At 62.7% G+C, this 17537-nt stretch carries 11 protein-coding genes; 7 read left to right on the forward strand and 4 right to left on the reverse strand.

Translation table 11 applies throughout. The annotated features are described in order from the left end of the window. Positions 1–139: 139 nt before the first annotated feature. Positions 140–1213: a transporter gene (locus JQ632_RS11595; protein WP_249151767.1), complete on the reverse strand. Its 1074-nt coding sequence runs from the start codon at positions 1211–1213 to the stop codon at positions 140–142. A 623-nt stretch (positions 1214–1836) separates the two neighbouring features. On the opposite strand from JQ632_RS11595, the gene JQ632_RS11600 reads away from it, so the two are divergent. The 5 genes from JQ632_RS11600 (at position 1837) to JQ632_RS11620 (ending at position 10029) form a co-directional block, all read left to right on the forward strand. Beyond that, positions 1837–4518: an arylsulfatase gene (locus JQ632_RS11600; RefSeq protein WP_212402449.1), complete on the forward strand. Its 2682-nt coding sequence runs from the start codon at positions 1837–1839 to the stop codon at positions 4516–4518. A gap of 278 nt (positions 4519–4796) precedes the next feature. Next, positions 4797–6533, forward strand: a complete 1737-nt coding sequence (locus tag JQ632_RS11605) for an adenylate/guanylate cyclase domain-containing protein (RefSeq protein WP_212402595.1) — start codon at positions 4797–4799, stop codon at positions 6531–6533. A 19-nt stretch (positions 6534–6552) separates the two neighbouring features. Then, complete coding sequence (locus JQ632_RS11610; protein WP_249151769.1) at positions 6553–6822, forward strand: hypothetical protein; 270 nt, start codon at positions 6553–6555, stop codon at positions 6820–6822. A gap of 98 nt (positions 6823–6920) precedes the next feature. Then, the gene (locus JQ632_RS11615) at positions 6921–9326 is read left to right on the forward strand and encodes a cytochrome c3 family protein (RefSeq protein WP_212402450.1); all 2406 of its coding nucleotides are present in this window, start codon (positions 6921–6923) and stop codon (positions 9324–9326) included. A 127-nt stretch (positions 9327–9453) separates the two neighbouring features. Beyond that, on the forward strand, positions 9454–10029 hold the full coding sequence (locus JQ632_RS11620) for a cysteine rich repeat-containing protein (protein ID WP_212402451.1): 576 nt from the start codon (positions 9454–9456) through the stop codon (positions 10027–10029). Between the two features lie 67 nt (positions 10030–10096). Here JQ632_RS11620 and frc read toward each other — a convergent pair whose 3' ends face one another. The 3 genes from frc to JQ632_RS11635 all read right to left on the reverse strand — a co-directional run bounded on the left by frc (position 10097) and on the right by JQ632_RS11635 (position 14017). Next, positions 10097–11374, reverse strand: a complete 1278-nt coding sequence (frc, locus tag JQ632_RS11625; RefSeq protein WP_212402452.1) for a formyl-CoA transferase — start codon at positions 11372–11374, stop codon at positions 10097–10099. Positions 11375–11525: 151 nt separating this feature from the next. Beyond that, positions 11526–13259 (reverse strand): oxalyl-CoA decarboxylase, encoded by a 1734-nt coding sequence (oxc, locus tag JQ632_RS11630; protein WP_212402453.1) that lies wholly within the window; start codon positions 13257–13259, stop codon positions 11526–11528. A gap of 62 nt (positions 13260–13321) precedes the next feature. Then, positions 13322–14017 (reverse strand): GntR family transcriptional regulator, encoded by a 696-nt coding sequence (locus JQ632_RS11635; RefSeq protein WP_249151794.1) that lies wholly within the window; start codon positions 14015–14017, stop codon positions 13322–13324. 347 nt (positions 14018–14364) lie between these two features. On the opposite strand from JQ632_RS11635, the gene JQ632_RS11640 reads away from it, so the two are divergent. Next, a complete protein-coding gene (locus JQ632_RS11640) occupies positions 14365–16494 on the forward strand; it encodes an acetate--CoA ligase family protein (protein ID WP_212402455.1) in 2130 nt (709 codons plus the stop codon). Between the two features lie 117 nt (positions 16495–16611). After that, positions 16612–17457 carry an IclR family transcriptional regulator gene (locus JQ632_RS11645; RefSeq protein WP_212402456.1) on the forward strand — a complete coding sequence of 282 codons (846 nt, stop codon included), beginning with the start codon at positions 16612–16614 and terminating at the stop codon, positions 17455–17457. The last annotated feature ends 80 nt before the right edge of the window (positions 17458–17537 follow it).

The raw sequence follows: 17537 nt of genomic DNA on the forward strand, positions 1-17537 counted from the left end.
TCGCTACCACCGCCCAACCGGGCAAATCCAACAGCCGGAGCGAACTCAGGATTGGATAAAACTTGGGGGCAAGGTCAGTGATCATCCGCCTTGGCGGCCTGGTCGGTGGCACCGACGATATGACGAACGTGGGCCGCGATTACTTCGTCACGATCCTTCGCGTCGGCGCGACCGTGCTGGTCGGCGCCATCGGCGACAGCGAGAAAGTCAGCCACGTATTCCAGCCGGCCGGCCGATTTTCTGCGGCAAACTCGCCGTACCCTTTCAGGTTCAAATATCCCTGCAGGTCACCGACCGGAAACAGGTATCCGATCTGAGGGCCGACTCCCACCACGCGCGACCGGAAACCGCCCAGGATCGGCGGCTGACCAAAATCGTCCGTGATCTGTTGATAGTAGTAGCCGACCAGCCCGACGAAGAGCTGCTTCGAGAGAAACTGCGAAGCACCCCAATCGATGTGGAAATCGATGCCATTCTGATATTGCGTGTCAGGGTTCTTGAAATTGTAGGTGAAGCCTGCAACCGCCGAGAATTCGTGCCCCAACTTCTCATTAAAATAGGTATAGCCGCCGCCGCCGTCGATCGCGCCGTGACCGATGCCAAGGTTGGCAAGACGGGTTGAAGAGTAGGCGCCAACCGGAATGTCGCCGGTCAAATAAGTCATGTAATTGTGGACGCCGGCGTTCCACTTCAGCGTTACCTGCGGATACAGATCGCCCACCGAGGTGATTGAATCAGAGAGGCTCCCCGTACGGGTTATCGCAAAGGGCCCGACGGCCGCCGTCAGCGTTCCGTCGAGCGATGCGGCGGATCGGCCAAACAAGCCGATAATGCCGACTGCCAATTGTCCGCCGAGCACCGGCGTCGCGAACGTGTAGGTCGGGTTGAGCAGGACTAGGTCCGCCTGCGCGTTCAGACGCAAATTCAGATCGACATTGACGTTGGCGGGGATCCGGCCGACGCGGATTTGTCTTGCCGCGGCTGCGTTACCGAAGGCGGACACGCTGGTGTGATAATAGACCTCGGCCATCGACCAGCCGGGGACCGCAGGGGCTGCCGCGAGGCTGCTGAAGCGCCCCGGAAGCCAGTACGAAACGCCGTCCTCGTCGGCGTATGCAGCGTCGGACAAGAATCCGGCCAATGCCACAGTCAGGCCGATCGTTGCGCGAGTGAGCCGACATTGAGACTTTGGTTCGGATAGGTTCCGCGTCATTTGCTTGTCCTCCCGCGAACAGATGACAGTGTATCTATCGGGGATTCAATGTCTCGCTCCAACGTAGCAACCTCGTCGGATTCGGCTCAGCATGTTGCGCTAGGGTCACTCAGCACTGCCGCTGACTCCTGGGAATACGGACAGCATCGTTGACCTGAGGTATCCATGTCTAGGCGAGGTGCGCACGTGTGTAGCGAGAAGACTGCAGGATAGTTCATCCTCATTGCCAGAAGCGGCGGTCACATCGCTCCTGGTTGAGTCGCTGTGACACTTCGTCACGCACTCGTGCGGGGTGATCAGCGAGCAAACCTCAGCCGTTGGCGTCGCTCATGTCTCCGGCATCGTTCGGGTGTCATTGATTTAGATCAGCGCTCGACAGCCGGATGCGATCTGAAGTCGAGTGATCGTGCGTGCTCGGAGTATATTGCAATGGATATTCGCAAGATACCCATTGCGCTGATCGCCGCCGTCACCGTCACGCCTCCGGCAACTACACAGCAAACATAACGACCACGAGCTGCTCAAAGCATCGCTCGTGCGCGAACGGTTTTGATTTGGATCAACGCACGAAATCCGGATGCGATCTGGAGTAGAGGCATCCTGCGTACTGGAAGGATATTGCAATGAATATTCGCAAGATCTTTACCGCGCTGATTCCCGCCCTCGTCATCTCGGCTCCGGTGTTTGCACAGCAAACGCAACAAGCCGCGCCTCCACCCGGCTCACCCGCCGCGACCATCACCATTCCCGGCGACCAGCTTCCACCGCCGCCACAAAAATTCGGCGGCAAGATCGAGCGCGATGCCACGAATTCAAAACCGTATTGGCCATCGCGCGTGGTGCCACCGAAAGGCGCACCGAACGTCCTGCTGATCATCACTGACGATGCCGGCTATGGTGTTCCCAGCACATTCGGAGGCGTTATCCCGACGCCTGCACTTGATCGCATCGCGCAGAACGGCTTGCGCTACACGAATTTCCACTCGACCGCATTGTGCTCGCCGACGCGCGCAGCCCTCATCACCGGCCGTAACCATCACTCTGTGGGCTACGGCGTGATCGCCGAACAGGCCACCGGCTTCCCCGGCTATGACAGCATCATCACCAAGGACAAGGCCACGATCGGCCGGATCCTTTCCGACAACGGATATCGCACCGCGTGGTTCGGCAAGAACCACAATACGCCGGAATACCAGGCGAGCCAGGCAGGTCCGTTCGACCAGTGGCCGACCGGTATGGGCTTTGAATATTTCTACGGCTTCATGGGCGGCGACACCAACCAATGGCAACCCGGCAATCTCGTCCGCAACACCACGCCCATCTATCCCTATGAAGGCAAGCCCGGCTGGAATCTGGTGACGGCCATGGCTGACGAGGCCATCGACTATGTCAATCGCATGAACGCGCTGTCGCCGGACACGCCGTTCTTTGTGAAGTTCGCGCCCGGCGCAACCCATGCGCCGCATCACCCGACGCCGGAGTGGGTCAAGAAGATCAGCGACATGCACCTGTTCGACCAGGGCTGGAACAAGCTGCGCGACACGATCTTCGAAAATCAGAAGCGCCTGGGCGTCATTCCGCAGGATGCGAAGATGACCCTATGGCCGAAAGACCTGATCAAGGAATGGGATCAGCTCTCGGCGGACGAGAAGAAGCTGTTCATCCGTCAGGCCGAAGTCTTTGCCGCCTATGCAGCGTACGCCGACAATGAAATCGGCCGCGTGATCCAGTCCATTGAGGACATGGGCAAGCTCGACAACACGTTGATCATCTACATTGAGGGTGACAACGGGACGAGCGCGGAAGGGCAACCCAACGGCACGCCGAATGAAGTGGCGATGTTCAACCAGATCACCCCATCGGTCGAGGACCAGCTCAAATATTTCTACGACGTCTGGGGCACCGACCGCACTTACAATCACATGTCGATCGGCTGGGCCTGGGCGTTCGACACGCCGTTCTCCTGGACCAAGCAGATCGTCTCCCACTTCGGCGGCACGCGCCAGGGCATGGCGATTTCGTGGCCCAAGGTGATCACGGACAAGGGCGGCATCCGCACTCAGTTCCACCACGTCATCGACGTCGTGCCGACCATTCTCGAGGCTGCGCAGATCAAGCAGCCGGAATTCGTCGACGGCATCAAGCAGAGCCCGATCGAGGGCGTCAGCATGATGTACACGTTCGATGCCAAGAACGCGAACGCGCCCTCGACGCACACGACGCAATATTTCGAGATGTTTGCCGATCGCGCCATCTATAGCGACGGCTGGATCGCCAGCACCAAGGTCTTGCGTCCTCCGTGGGTGACGATCGCGAAGCTGCCGAGCCCGGGCGACTACCCCTGGGAGCTGTACGACCTGCGCAACGACTGGACGCAGGCCGACGATGTTGCCGCCAGGAATCCGGACAAGCTGAAGGAGCTGCAGGCGCTGTTCTGGAAGGAGGCGGAAAAGTATCAGGTGCTGCCGCTCGATTCGACGGTGGCTTCGCGCATGATCACGCCGCGTCCCAGTCTCAGCGCCGGCCGCACAAGCTTTGCCTGGACGCGACCGATGACCGGCACGCCGAATGGCGACGCGCCGAGCCTGCTCAACTCCTCCTACAACTTCAAGGCCGACGTGGACATTCCGCAAGGAGGTGCGGAGGGCGTGCTTGTGACCCAGGGCGGCCGGTTTGGCGGCTATGGCCTCTATGTCCTGAAGAACAAGCCCGTGTTCACGTGGAACCTCGTCGACCTCAAGCGCGTGCGTTGGGAAGGGCCGGAACTCACGCCGGGCAAGCACGTGGTCGAGTTTGACTTCAAGTACGATGGTCTTGGTGCGGGCACGATGGTGTTCGGCAACTACACCGGCATCGGACAAGGCGGCACCGGAATGCTCAAGGTCGACGGCAAGGCGGTGGCGACCGAGAAGATGGAGCACACGCTTCCCTTCATTCTGCAATGGGACGAGGCGTTCGACATCGGGTCCGACACCGGCACGCCGGTCGACGACAACGACTATCAGGCACCGTTCGCTTTCACCGGTAAGATCAACAAGCTCACGCTGGACATCGACCGGCCCAAGCTGAGCCCGGACGATATCAAGCGCCTGCAGGAGGCCGCCCGCGCGGCGGGCGATGGACCATCTACCGACGACGGAAAGACCGCGTCGGCCGGACCACAAGTCGGCACCGTCGGCCTGAGCCTGGTCGACAAGATCCAGCTGCGGATCGACAAGCGCGAGGGCTGCCGCAAGCAGGCCGAGGCGAAGGGATTGGGCATGGTGGACCGCATCAAGTTTGTCCAGACATGCGTCCAGCAGTGATGCCGGGCGCCGGAATAGCTCAGTCGACGAACAAGGGCGGGCGCTTCCCGCCCTTGTTCAACAACTCGAGTCGGCCGTAGCAGAGATTGGCTGGGTGGCTCAGACGGGACGCTCGGCGAGGAAGACGAGACCAGGATCTCTCCCTTTGTACTTGCAATCGCTCCCAGCGGGGCGGTGATGTGGGTACCGCGGCGGATCCGAGGTGCGAGGGCAGTACTGTGACAGACATTGCCAGCACGACCGGAGTTCCTCCTCGGCGGGGCAACCAGCTGGGCGGCCTGCTCGTCTTTCGCCAGTCGATCAGACGCAAGATCGTCGGAATTTCCGTGGCATTGATCGTCCTGATGGTGATCACGTCGGTTCTATCGATGGTGATGTCCAAGCGCGTGGAACACCTGCTCGACGAACTGACCGTCCGATATATCCCCGCCTATGGTCACCTGGCACGAGCCAACATCCGCTCGCTCGAACGCGCGCTGGCGCTGCGTCGAATGGTGATCGCCAAGATGCAGGTGCCTCCGGACGAGGAGGGTTATGCTGCGCGCCTGCGTTTCTTTGAGGAAAAGGACGGCGAAGTCGAGCAGGAGGCGAACGCTGCGCGCAAGCTTATCAACGCGATCATAAACGACGTCAGCACCCCGTCAGACAACGCCGCCCTGGCGCGCATCGAGACCCGGATCGACAACGCCATGGCAGAGGGGCGCCGCCAACTGGGCGAGGAACAGGCGAAGTTGCTGAAGCAGATCGGATCCGGGGACTTCGTGGACGCTCGTGGCACGCTCGCGCGCGTGGACACTCTGCGCGATCAGTTCACCCAGAAGATCGATGCAATCCGGGCCGACATGCTGTCGCAGGTGTTTGCAAGTGCATCGACCGTGATCCGCGATCAGCAGCAAGCGATAGACGTATCAGTCGTTGTCACAGGTCTTGCGGCCGCGCTTGGCCTGGGCTTCGCTTTCCTTGTCAGCAGCGGCATCACCCGTCCGGTGCGACGGTTGCTGGAAGGCACCCGGGAAATCGAAGCCGGCCACCTCGATCAATCGATCAGCGTCTCCACAAAAGACGAGATCGGTCAGCTTTCAGCCGCATTCAACCGGATGGTCGAGCAGCTGCGCCGGAATGAACGTATCCGCGAAACGTTCGGTCGGTATATCGATCCGAGGGTCGTGGAAGGACTGCTCGACCGGCCCGACGCGGCGACCCAGGGCCAGCGCCGTGTCATGACCGTGATGTTCTGCGACATGCAGGGCTTCACGTCCATGAGTGAAGGCATGACCCCACAAGGGCTCGTCAAGGTCATGAACTGCTATTTGACGATGATGTCGGAGCCGATCCGGGACCGCCACGGGGTGATCGACAAGTACATCGGCGATGCCATCATGGCCTATTGGGGCCCGCCGTTCATTGACGAAGCGGACCAGACTCGCCTGGCATGCCTCGCCGCAATTGACATGGTCGATCGGGTGCCCAAGCTTCGCAAGCAATTGCCGGAGCTTCTGGGAGTGCGCGTGATACCCGCCGAATGCGACGTCCGCATCGGTATTGCGACGGGCGAGGTCTTGACCGGCAGCATCGGTTCAGAGCTCATGATGAGTTTCACCGTCATGGGCGATGCCGTCAATCTCGCGTCCCGTCTTGAGGCGGTCAACAAGGTCTATGGCTGCCGCATTCTGATATCTGAAGCCACCGCCGCCACGGTCGGGACCGAACTCGAACTGCGTGAGATCGATCGTCTGGCGGTCGTCGGACAGAGCAAGCCACAAACCGTGTTCGAAGTGATGGGAAAGCATGGCGACCTTACTACGCAGCAGGAGCTGTTGCGATCCCGGTATAAAGAGGGACTTGCCGCCTATCGGGTTGGGCGCTGGGAAGATGCACTTAACGCCTTCAACGCTGCTCTTGAGGTATTCCCAGGTGATGGCCCGTCGCTTGCCCTCTTGAGCCGCCTCGACCATCTTCAATCCGATCCGCCACCGGCCGACTGGAATGGTTCGTGGCACATGGAGCACAAGTGAAAGACGGGGAAGGCGAGACATGTATAAGGTTTTTGGCTTACTGGTGCTGGCAGGCACGATGGGCGGACTGACGGCCTCTTTCGCCCAAACCGCTCAGGAAACACCGCAGACCATGCTCGCCGCGCAGATACGCATGCAAGGGTTTGCCTGTGACAAGGCGCTCGGCGCGAGGAGAGACGCGAAGCGCTCCAAGCCGGATCATGCCGTCTGGGTGCTCAGGTGCAGTAACGCGACCTACCGGGTGAGCCGTGCCCCCGACATGGCTGCGAGAGTGGAGCCGCTGCGCTGAAGGCCTCATCGACTGGACTCGCGTGATATGGATTGCGCTTCACGATCATGACGTGAGCAGGTAGGATTGCCGTGACACGCTCAGATCGGTGAGCAGATGTGGCCAAAGGCTCCGGAAAGCACCGCAAGCGCGACAAGGCCCGCAAGGCAGGAACGCCCGCGCGGGATCATTCCGCACCGCAGGTACCGTCCGCCCCACGCGGCATCACGAAGCGGCTGATCGCCGGCGCGAGCGCGCTGGTCGCCGCGATCGCAGTCGGATTGCTCTGGTTCGAGACGTCGAAGGCTCCGGTCCAATCGCCTGAGCATACCGAGTTGGCCCTTATCGGCAGCGAGTCCTGTGCCGGCTGTCACGAAGCGGAGACAAGGCTCTGGCAAGGCTCGCAGCACCGTCACGCCATGGATCATGCGACCGGGCAATCCGTGCGCGGGGATTTCAACGACGCGGCCTTTGACTATGCCGGTACACATTCGCGCTTCTTCCGGAAGGACGGCAAGTTCCTGGTCGAGACCGACGGGTCCGACGGCAAGCTCGCTGTCTTCGAAGTCATGTACACCTTTGGCATCGACCCGCTGCAGCAATATCTGATCGAATTTCCGGACGGCCGCATCCAGGCTCTGTCCATCGCGTGGGACACACGGCCGAAAGAGCAGGGCGGTCAGCGCTGGTTTCATCTCTATCCCGATGGAGCGATCACGCATGACGACCCCTTGCATTGGACCAAGCTGAACCAGAACTGGAATTTCATGTGCGCGGAGTGCCACTCGACCGCCGTGCGCAAGAATTACGACGCCGGCAGGAATAGCTTCGCGACGGCATTTGCCGAGATCAGCGTCGGCTGTGAGGCTTGCCATGGTGCGGGTTCGCGGCACGTCGCCTGGGCCCGCGGCAAGCCTGCCGCGCGCGGCGCCGATAACGGCCTGCTGGTCCGCTTTGACGAGCGCTCCGGCATCACCTGGTCCGCCTCCGCCGGCACATTGACGCCGACACGCAGCGCTCCGGCACCTATGTTGCGCAAGGAGGTCGAGACCTGCGGACGCTGCCATGCGCGTCGCGGCCAGCTTTCTGAGGACTGGACGCCGGGACGGCCGCTGTCGGACACGCATCTGGTCTCGCTGCTCGAACGGCAACGTTTTCATGCCGACGGCCAGATGCGCGACGACGAGGAGATCTACAACTACGCACCGTTCAAGCAGAGCAAGATGTTCGCCAGGGGCGTGACCTGCAGCGACTGTCACGACCCGCACAGCGCTGCGCTGAAGGCGCCTGGGGACGGCGTCTGTGCACAGTGTCATGCGCCCGAGAAGTATCAATCAGCCGCGCATCGGCACCACGCCGATGTCTCTCCGCCCCCCGGCTGCCCGTCCTGCCATATGCCGGAGCGCCGCTACATGGTCGTGGACCGCCGCCACGACCACGGCTTTCGCATTCCGCGCCCCGATCTTTCCGCGCGGACAGGTGTGCCGAATGCGTGCAACGATTGCCATCGCGACAAGCCTGCAACATGGGCTGCGCAACAGGTCGAGAGCTGGTTCGGCCCTGAGCGGCGCGGCTACGAGACCTGGGCGCGCGCATTCGATGCCGCATGGGGCGAGGCTGCCGACGGGCAAGCATTGCTTGCCGCGATCGCGGGATCTGGCGACGTTCCCGGCATTGTCCGCGCCAGTGCGCTGGCCGAGCTTCCTGCGCCGGACATGGACCTGATCCGGCGCGGGCTTTCCGATCCCGATCCGCTCGTGAGGCTGGGCGCTCTCGACGGGCTTGAAGGAGCGCAGGCCGATCAGCTCTGGCCGCTCGCCTCTCCGCGACTGAGCGATCCGGTGCGCGGCGTGCGCATTCGCGCCGCCGAGCTTCTCGCCGCCGTGCCCGCAGCGCGCCAGCCCGCGGCCGATCGCGACCAGTTCGCGCAAGCTGCCGCCGAGTTCCTCGCTGCGCAGAAGCTGAACGCCGACCGGCCGGACGCGCGCACTGCGCTCGGCAGCTTCTTCGCACGCCAGGCCAATGCTGGCGAAGCGGAGACCGAGTATCGCGCCGCGCTCAGGCTTGATCCTTCGTTTGCGGCCGCCGCCGTCAATCTGTCCGACCTGTATCGGCAGCTCGGACGCGACGGTGACGGTGAGCGGGTCCTGCGCGAGGCGCTGGTCACATCGGCGCGGGACGCCTCGCTCCACCACGCGCTCGGTCTGACGCTCGTGCGCCAGAAGCGCAACGATGCAGCGCTCGAAGAGCTACAAAAGGCCGCGTCACTGGCTCCCGGTCAGGCGCCCTACGCCTACGTCTATGCCGTCGGTCTGAACGGGATCGGCCGGCGCGACGACGCGCTGGCCGTGCTGAAAGCGAGTCTGCGCGGGCATCCCAACAATCTGGAGCTGCTCTCGGCTGCGCTGAACTTCAGCCGCGAGAAGGGAGACGTCGTGGCCGCGCTTGAATATGCCGAGCGAATGGCGCTGCTCCTGCCTGACGATTCACGTCTGGCGAACCTGATCAAGGAGCTGAAGCGATAGATGAGCCGAGAAGCCGGATGCCGTTGGGGGCGATAACGGACATCAGGAGGTAAATTACTCAATGATAGGCTTTTACCACCGATTTGCCCGACGTGTCAAGCGAATTTCGTAAAATCCGCAGGGGGCCGTGTCGGTGATCCTCGGCTACTTTGCATGGGGTTGTTTTTCAAGTTTTTGGCGGGCGGGTCGCGAGCGGGAGCTTTCGGCGCTCTGGAACGGAGCGGCGCAGCCGAGACCGAATTCTTCCCGCGGCATCGTCTTTCTGGCGCCGCGGCCGGCGTTCGGTTATGATCCTGTCCTGGCTGAGGGCATCAAAATGACAGGGATCCGATCCGGGCTCGTCATCGTGATAGCGTTGCTGCTGTCAGATTCCGTCGCGGTCGCGCAGCAGGCGGGACCGCCTTGCGCTGGTGACATCAAGACGCTGTGTGCAGGCATTCGACCCGGCGAGGGCCGGATCAAGGCCTGCATCAAATCTCACCTGAAAGACGTGTCGGAGGCCTGCCGGGACCGCCTGCTCACGGTGGCGGTGACCGGAAAGACCTGCAAGGCCGATGTCGCGAAACTGTGTGCCGGTATTAGGCCTGGCACCGGAGGCATCAGGGAGTGCATTAAATCGCATCTCGCAGAGCTGAGCGAGCCTTGCAGGGATGCGATGTCGCAGGCCGCGGCGGGCAGGAAGCTGCTCGGCGGGGATCTCTAGCCCACGCCACTCCCCATGAAAAAAGGCCGCCGAAACCGGCGGCCTTTCGTCGTTTGATGCGGAAGCCTTACTCCGCGGCCTGCTTGCGCGGCGGCTCGAGCGCGCCGGAGTCGTGGATCTCGGCGACCTGATGGTCCGAGAAGCCGAGCACCTGGCGCAGGATCTCGTCGGTGTGCTCGCCGAGCAGCGGAGAGCGGGTGACTTCGCTGGCGGAGTCCGACAGCTTGATCGGGTTGCCGACCGAGATGTACTTGCCGCGGGTCGGGTGATCGACCTCGACCACGGTGCCGGTGGCGCGCAGCGACTGGTCTTCGGCGATCTCCTTCATCGACAGGATCGGCCCGCAGGGGATGTCGTCCTTGTTGAGGATTTCCATCGCCTCGAACTTCGTCTTCGTCATCGTCCACTTCTCGATGCGGGCGAAGATCTCGTTCAGCCGCGGCAGGCGGGCCGGGGGCTTTGCGTAGTTCGGATCCGTCTTCCAGGTCGGCTCGCCGATCACGTCGCAGATCTTCTCCCAGACCGGGGCCTGGGTGATGAAGTAGATGTAGGCATTGGGATCGGTCTCCCAGCCCTTGCACTTCAGGATGCGGCCGGGCTGGCCGCCGCCGGAATCGTTGCCGGCGCGCGGCACGGCATCGCCGAACGGAATGCCTTCGCCGAACTGGCTGTACTCCTTGAGCGGACCGTGGGCGAGGCGCTGCTGGTCGCGCAGCTTGACGCGGGCGAGGTTGAGCACGCCGTCCTGCATCGCGGCGGTGACCTTCTGGCCCTTGCCGGTGCTGGTGCGCTGGTGGAGCGCGGCCAGGATGCCGATCGCGAGATGCAGGCCGGTGCCGGTGTCGCCGATCTGCGCGCCGGTGACGAGCGGCAGGCCGTCGCGGAAGCCGGTGGTGGAGGCGGCGCCGCCGGTGCACTGGGCGACGTTCTCATAGACCTTGCAGTCTTCATACGGTCCGGGACCAAAACCCTTGATCGAGGCGACGATCATCTTCGGGTTGAGGCTGTGGATCTTCTCCCAGGGGAAGCCCATGCGGTCGAGCACGCCGGGGCCGAAGTTTTCGACCAGCACGTCGCACTTCTTGATCAGCTCGGTGAGGACTTCCTTGCCCTTGGGGTTCTTGGTGTCCAGCGTGATCGAGCGCTTGTTGTGGTTGAGCATGGTGAAATACAGGCTGTCCACGTTCGGGATGTCCTGCAACTGGCCGCGGGTGATGTCGCCGACACCCGGACGCTCCACCTTGATCACGTCGGCGCCGAACCATGCCAGCAACTGCGTGCAGGTCGGGCCCGACTGGACGTGGGTGAAGTCAAGAATGCGAACGCCCGTGAGCGCCTTTGTCATCGTATTTGCTCCTGTTACCTATTCTGTTTCCGTCATGCCCGCGAAGGCGGGCATCCAGTATTCGCTGTCGATTCAGTTGGGCTCAGTGTTCGCCATCGAGGATGGTTCGGCGATTACTGGATTCCCCGCCTGCGCGGGGAATGACCCGGAGTTACTTCTTCTTCTGCAGAACGCTCTGCGGATTGAGATTGCCGATGCGGCCGCTCTCCGAGCCCGCCGCCGGATCGATCACCGCGTTGATCAGCGTGGGCCTGCGCGAATCCATCGCTTCGTTGACGGCGCGCTTGAGCTCGTCGGGCGAGGTCGCGTTCACGCCGACGCCGCCGAAGGCTTCCATCATCTTGTCGTAGCGCGCGCCCTTGACGAACACGGTGGTCGCGGGATCCGCGTTGGCGTTGTTGACGTCGGTGCCGCGATAGATGCCGTCATTGTTGAAGATGACGACGCAGATCGGAAGGTTGTAGCGGCAGATGGTCTCGACTTCCATGCCGGAGAAGCCGAACGCGCTGTCGCCTTCGACCGCGAGCACGGGATTGCCGGTCTCGAGCGCGGCTGCGATCGCCTGGCCCATGCCGATGCCCATCACGCCCCAGGTGCCGACGTCCAGACGCTTGCGCGGCTTGTACATGTCGATGACACCGCGGGCGAGGTCGAGCGTGTTGGCGCCTTCGTTGACGAGGATCGCGTCGGGACGGTCCTTGATCACGTTCTTCAGCACGCCGAGCGCGCCGTGATAGTCCATCGGCGACTTGTTGTTCATCAGCTTCGGCGCCATCTTGGCGACGTTCTCTTCGCGCTTCGACGACACGGCCTTGGTCCAGTCGGCAGGCGGCGCGGTCCAGTTCGATCCCATCGCCTGGTTGAAGGCCGAGACGACGGAGCCGATGTCGCCGACCACGGGCGCGACGATCTCGATGTTGGAGTCCATCTCCTTCGGCTCGATGTCGACCTGGATGAATTTTTTGGGCGCTTCGCCCCAGGTCTTGCCCTTGCCGTGCGAGAGCAGCCAGTTGAGCCGCGCGCCGATCAGCATGACGACGTCGGATTCCTTGAGAACGGTCGAGCGCGCCGCACCGGCGCACTGCGGATGCGTATCGGCCAGCAGGCCCTTCGCCATGCTCATCGGCAGGAAGGGAACGCCGCTCTTTTCGACAAACGTCTTGATCTCTTCATCGGCCTGCGCGTAAGCCGCGCCCTTGCCGAGGATGATGAGGGGACGCTTTGCGCCCTTGAGCACGTCGAGCGCGCGCTTGACCGAAGCGGGCGAGGGGATCTGGGCAGGCGCAGCATCAATCACCTTGACCAGCGATTTCTGGCCGGCGTCGGCGTTCATCACCTGGCCGAACAGCTTTGCCGGCAGGTCGAGATAGACGCCGCCGGGACGGCCCGACACTGCGGCGCGGATCGCGCGGGCGAGACCGATGCCGATGTCCTGGGCGTGCAGCACGCGATAGGCCGCCTTGCACAGCGGTTTTGCGATCGCAAGCTGATCCATCTCTTCATAGTCGCCCTGCTGGAGGTCGACGATCTCGCGCTCCGACGAGCCCGAGATCAGGATCATCGGGTAGCAGTTGGTGGTGGCGTGGGCCAGCGCAGTGAGGCCGTTGAGGAAGCCGGGCGCCGACACGGTGAGGCAGATGCCGGGCTTCTTGGTGAGGTAGCCGGCAATCGCAGCTGCGTAGCCGGCGTTCTGCTCGTGGCGGAAGGAGATCACGCGAATCCCGGCGGCCTGCGCCATACGGCCCAAATCCGTGATCGGGATGCCCGGCACATTATAGATGGTGTTGATGCCGTTCAGCTTGAGCGCGTCAATGACGAGATGGAAACCATCCGTCAGTTCCTGCTCGGAGCCCGGTGCTTCGGACTTGGTCGCGGTATTCAGCATGGGCCTTGTCTCCCTGATCTCAAGGTCGTTGGGACGAGTGCTCGTCCTTCTGGTGAACGTTGCTAACTAAAAAGTTCCTGGCCGTGCGCCTCGACGTAGGCTGCCAGGCCCAGCGTGTGGTCACGCGCGCGCTTCTCGGCAAGTTCGGTGTCGCGTGCTTCCAGCGCTTCGATGATGCCGAGATGCTCGGGCAGCGAGGTCGCGGTGCGATCCTTGCGTCCGATGGTCAGTTGCCGGTAGCCGCGCACGTGCAGCAGCAGATCGTTGGTCAGGTCGACCAGGATCGGCGATTCCGACAGCGAGATCAGCGCCTGGTGGAAGGCGATATTCGCCTTGGAGTACTCCTCGACGTGATCTTCCGGCAGGCGGTCCTTGCCAAAATCCTTGAAGAAGTCGCGCAGCGCCGAGATGTCTTTCTTGCGCGCGGTGGTGGTGATCAGGCGCGCCGCCATGCTCTCCAGCGCCGCCCAGGCGCGGATCATGTCGACGATCTCGCTCTTGGTCCGGCGCACCACCATGATGCCCCGGCGCGGCACGGTCTTCACAAAGCCGTCCTGCTCGAGCATGGCGATCGCTTCGCGGATCGGCGTGCGGCTGACGCCGAGGCGTTCGGAGAGGGCGCGCTCGTCCAGCATCACCGGCTCGGGCGTGGAATAGATGTCCATCTTGAGGATCGCTTCCTTCAAGGCGTCATACGCCTTGTTCTTGAAGCTGCTCTCCGGGGCAATGCGGACGATTGCGATGTCTGCCTCGGCCATGTTGGACGGCGCCTTGGTCTGTTTCCGTAGGGACACGACGATTCTCCTCCTATGAAGGAGTCGTCTTTTACAGGAATATTTACCGAAATGTTTTTGGCATACCACATGCCAGAATGTCAAGCAGCCTATTTTTTGCGGCGTTCTCCCCGCTGCGGCGGCTTGACAAGTTGGCTTCTGGCATACCAAATGCCATCGCCAGCCATTTTTGATCCAGGCCGGCGGGAGAGAGTTGGGCAAATTGCCACTCCGTTCCGCCTGAGGGAACAGGGCGCGGCGAATGGCAGGCGTCACGGGCAGCCCAACGGGCGCCCCGCAAAGCAAGAATTTGAGGTCAAGGAGGAAGCCACATGTCCAATTCCAAAGATGTCGTTCGCAAGGTTCTTGACCAGGTCAAGGCGGACAATCGCACCAGCCTGACGGCACCCGAAGGCAAGCTCGTCTGCGACGCCTACGGCATTCCGGTGCCGAAGGAGGGCGTTGCGAAGTCGGCGGGCGAGGCCGGCAAGATCGCGGCCTCCATGGGGTTCCCCGTCGTGATGAAGATCGTCTCGCCGGACATTCTCCACAAGACCGAAGCCGGTGGCGTCATCGTCGGCGTCAAGACGGCGCAGGATGCGGAGAAGGCCTACGAGACCATCCTCGGTAACGCCAAGAAGTACAAGGCTGACGCCAAGATCGAGGGCATCCAGGTGCAGCAGATGCTGGCCGGCGGCACCGAGGTCATCGTCGGCTCCATCACCGATGGCTCGTTCGGCAAGCTGGTCGCCTTCGGCCTCGGCGGCGTGCTGGTCGAGGTCCTGAAGGACATCACCTTCCGCCTCGCGCCCGCGACCAAGGAGGACGCGCTCTCGATGCTCGACGGCATCCAGGCGCATGAGATCCTCAAAGGCGTTCGCGGCGGCGAGCCGGTGAACCGCACGGCGCTTGCCGACGTTATCGTCAAGGTTTCGCAGCTCGTCACCGACTTCCCGGAGATCGTTGAGCTCGACCTCAACCCGGTGTTCGCCACGCCGAAGGATGCGACCGCCGCCGACGTGCGCATCGTCGTCGACTTCGCCTACGTGCCGAAGCCCAAGCCGCGTCCGACCGAAGAGATTGTCGCGGCCATGAACCGCATCATGCAGCCGAAGGCGGTTGCGGTGGTCGGTGCCTCGGCCGAGGACGGCAAGATCGGCAACTCCGTGATGAAGAACCTCGTCAACGGCGGCTACAAGGGCGACATCTATCCGATCCATCCGAAGGCCGCCGAGATCCTCGGCTACAAGGCCTACAAGAGCGTCAAGGACGTGCCCGGCGTGATCGACGTCGCGGTGTTCGCGATTCCCGCGAAATTCGTGGCCGCAGCGCTCGCCGAATGCGGTGAGAAGAAGATCCCGGGCGCGGTGCTGATTCCGTCGGGCTTTGCTGAAGCCGGCGCGCCCGAGCTCCAGGCCGAAATCGTCGAGGTCGGCAAGAAGTACGACATCCGCCTGATGGGGCCGAACATCTACGGCTTCTACTATACGCCCGCCAATCTCTGCGCGACCTTCTGCACGGCCTACGACGTCAAGGGCCACGCGGCGCTGTCCTCGCAGTCGGGCGGCATCGGCATGGCGATCATCGGCTTCTCGCGCTCGGCAAAGATGGGCGTCTCCGCGATCGTCGGCCTCGGCAACAAGTCCGACATCGACGAGGACGATCTGCTCGCCTTCTTCGAGCAGGATCCCAACACCAACCTGATCGCGCAGCACTGCGAAGACTTGAAAGACGGCCGTGCCTTCGCGGAAGCCGCAAAGCGCGTCTCCAAGAAGAAGCCTGTCGTCGTGCTCAAGGCCGGCCGCACCTCGGCCGGCGCGAAGGCGGCGTCGTCGCACACTGGCGCACTCGCCGGCAACGACCGGATCTACGAGGATGTGTTCAAGCAGTCCGGCGTGATCCGCGCGCGCAGCTTGCGTCAGCTGCTCGAATTCGCCCGCGGCGTGCCGGTGCTGCCGACGCCGAAGGGCGAGAACGTGCTGATCATCACCGGTGCTGGCGGTTCGGGCGTGCTCTTGTCGGACTCCTGCGTCGACAACGGCCTGTCGCTGATGTCGATGCCGCCGGATCTGGATGCTGCCTTCCGCAAGTTCATCCCGCCGTTCGGCGCGGCCGGAAATCCTGTGGATATCACCGGCGGCGAGCCGCCGATCACCTACGTCAACACGGTGAAGCTCGGCCTCTCCGATGAACGCATCCACTCGCTGATCCTGGGCTACTGGCACACGATCGTCACCCCGCCGATGGTGTTTGCCCGCAACATGGTCGAGGTGAAGAAGGAGATGGAGGCCAAGGGCTTTGTGAAGCCGATGGTCGCCTCGCTCGCCGGCGACGTCGAGGTCGAGGAAGCCGCCGAATATCTCTACCAGAACGGCATTCCGGCCTACGCCTATTCCACCGAGCTGCCGGTCGAGGTGCTCGGTGCCAAATACAAGTGGGCGCGCGGAGCAGGGTTGCTCTGAGCGTTATCTCTCCTGTCATCCCGGGGCGATGCGAAGCATCGAACCCGGGATCTCGAGATTCCGGGTTCGCGCTTTCGCGCGCCCCGGAATGACGTCAGCCAAAGGCGGCAGGTCGCGATGAGCAAGAACGTGATCCGGCGCAAATCGCTCGAGCCCCGATCGCCATCGGAGGCCGAGCATGACACACGCGATGGCGGCGTGCAGTCGGTCGACCGCGCGCTGTCGATCCTCGAAACGCTGGCTGAGGACGATGAAGGCTATCGCCTCAGCGATCTCGCCGTGCGTACCGGCCTGTCGGCCTCCACCGTGCACCGCCTGCTGGCGACGCTGGAGAGCCGCCGCTTCGTGCAGTTCGACCGCGCCGAATCCAAGTGGCATGTCGGTGTGCGCAGCTTTACCGTAGGCGCAAGCTTTGCGCGGCGGCGCAATTTCAGCGCGCAGGCGATTCCTTACTTGCGCAAGCTGCGTGATCTCACCCGCGAAACCGCCAACCTTGCCGTGGTCGACGACGAATTCATTATCGTGCTGACCCGCATGGAAAGCCGCGAAATCATGCGCTCGCTGACCCAGGTCGGGGGCCGCGTCGCTATGGTGACGTCGGGCGTCGGCAAAGCGGTGCTCGCGACTTACTCCGACGAGGACGTCGGCGCCGTCATCCGCCATCACGGCATGCCTCGCCTGACCGAGAAGTCGATCGTGCGGCCGAGCGACCTGTTCAAGGAGCTCGAAAAAATCCGCAAGCAGGGCTACGCGCTCGACGATGAAGAGGCCTGCATGGGCCTGCGCTGTATTGCCGCAGTGGTCTACAACGACTGCGCGGAGCCCCTCGCGGCAATTTCCGTCTCCGGCATGACCAGCCGCCTGACCGACGACAGATTGCCGGAAATCGGCCAGATCGTCCGCGACGTCGCTGGTGAGCTGACGGTTGCGCTTGGCGGAGTGATGCCGGCTTCTGGCTCGTAGGGAATCCCGGGGGAGTCGCTGGACAGCATCGGCCGTTTTGGCTGATATGCGGCCAAACGACACAATGCGGCAAACGTCCG

This window comes from Bradyrhizobium liaoningense, from assembly GCF_018130955.1.
In the GTDB taxonomy this organism is placed as follows: Bacteria; Pseudomonadota; Alphaproteobacteria; order Rhizobiales; family Xanthobacteraceae; genus Bradyrhizobium; species Bradyrhizobium liaoningense_C.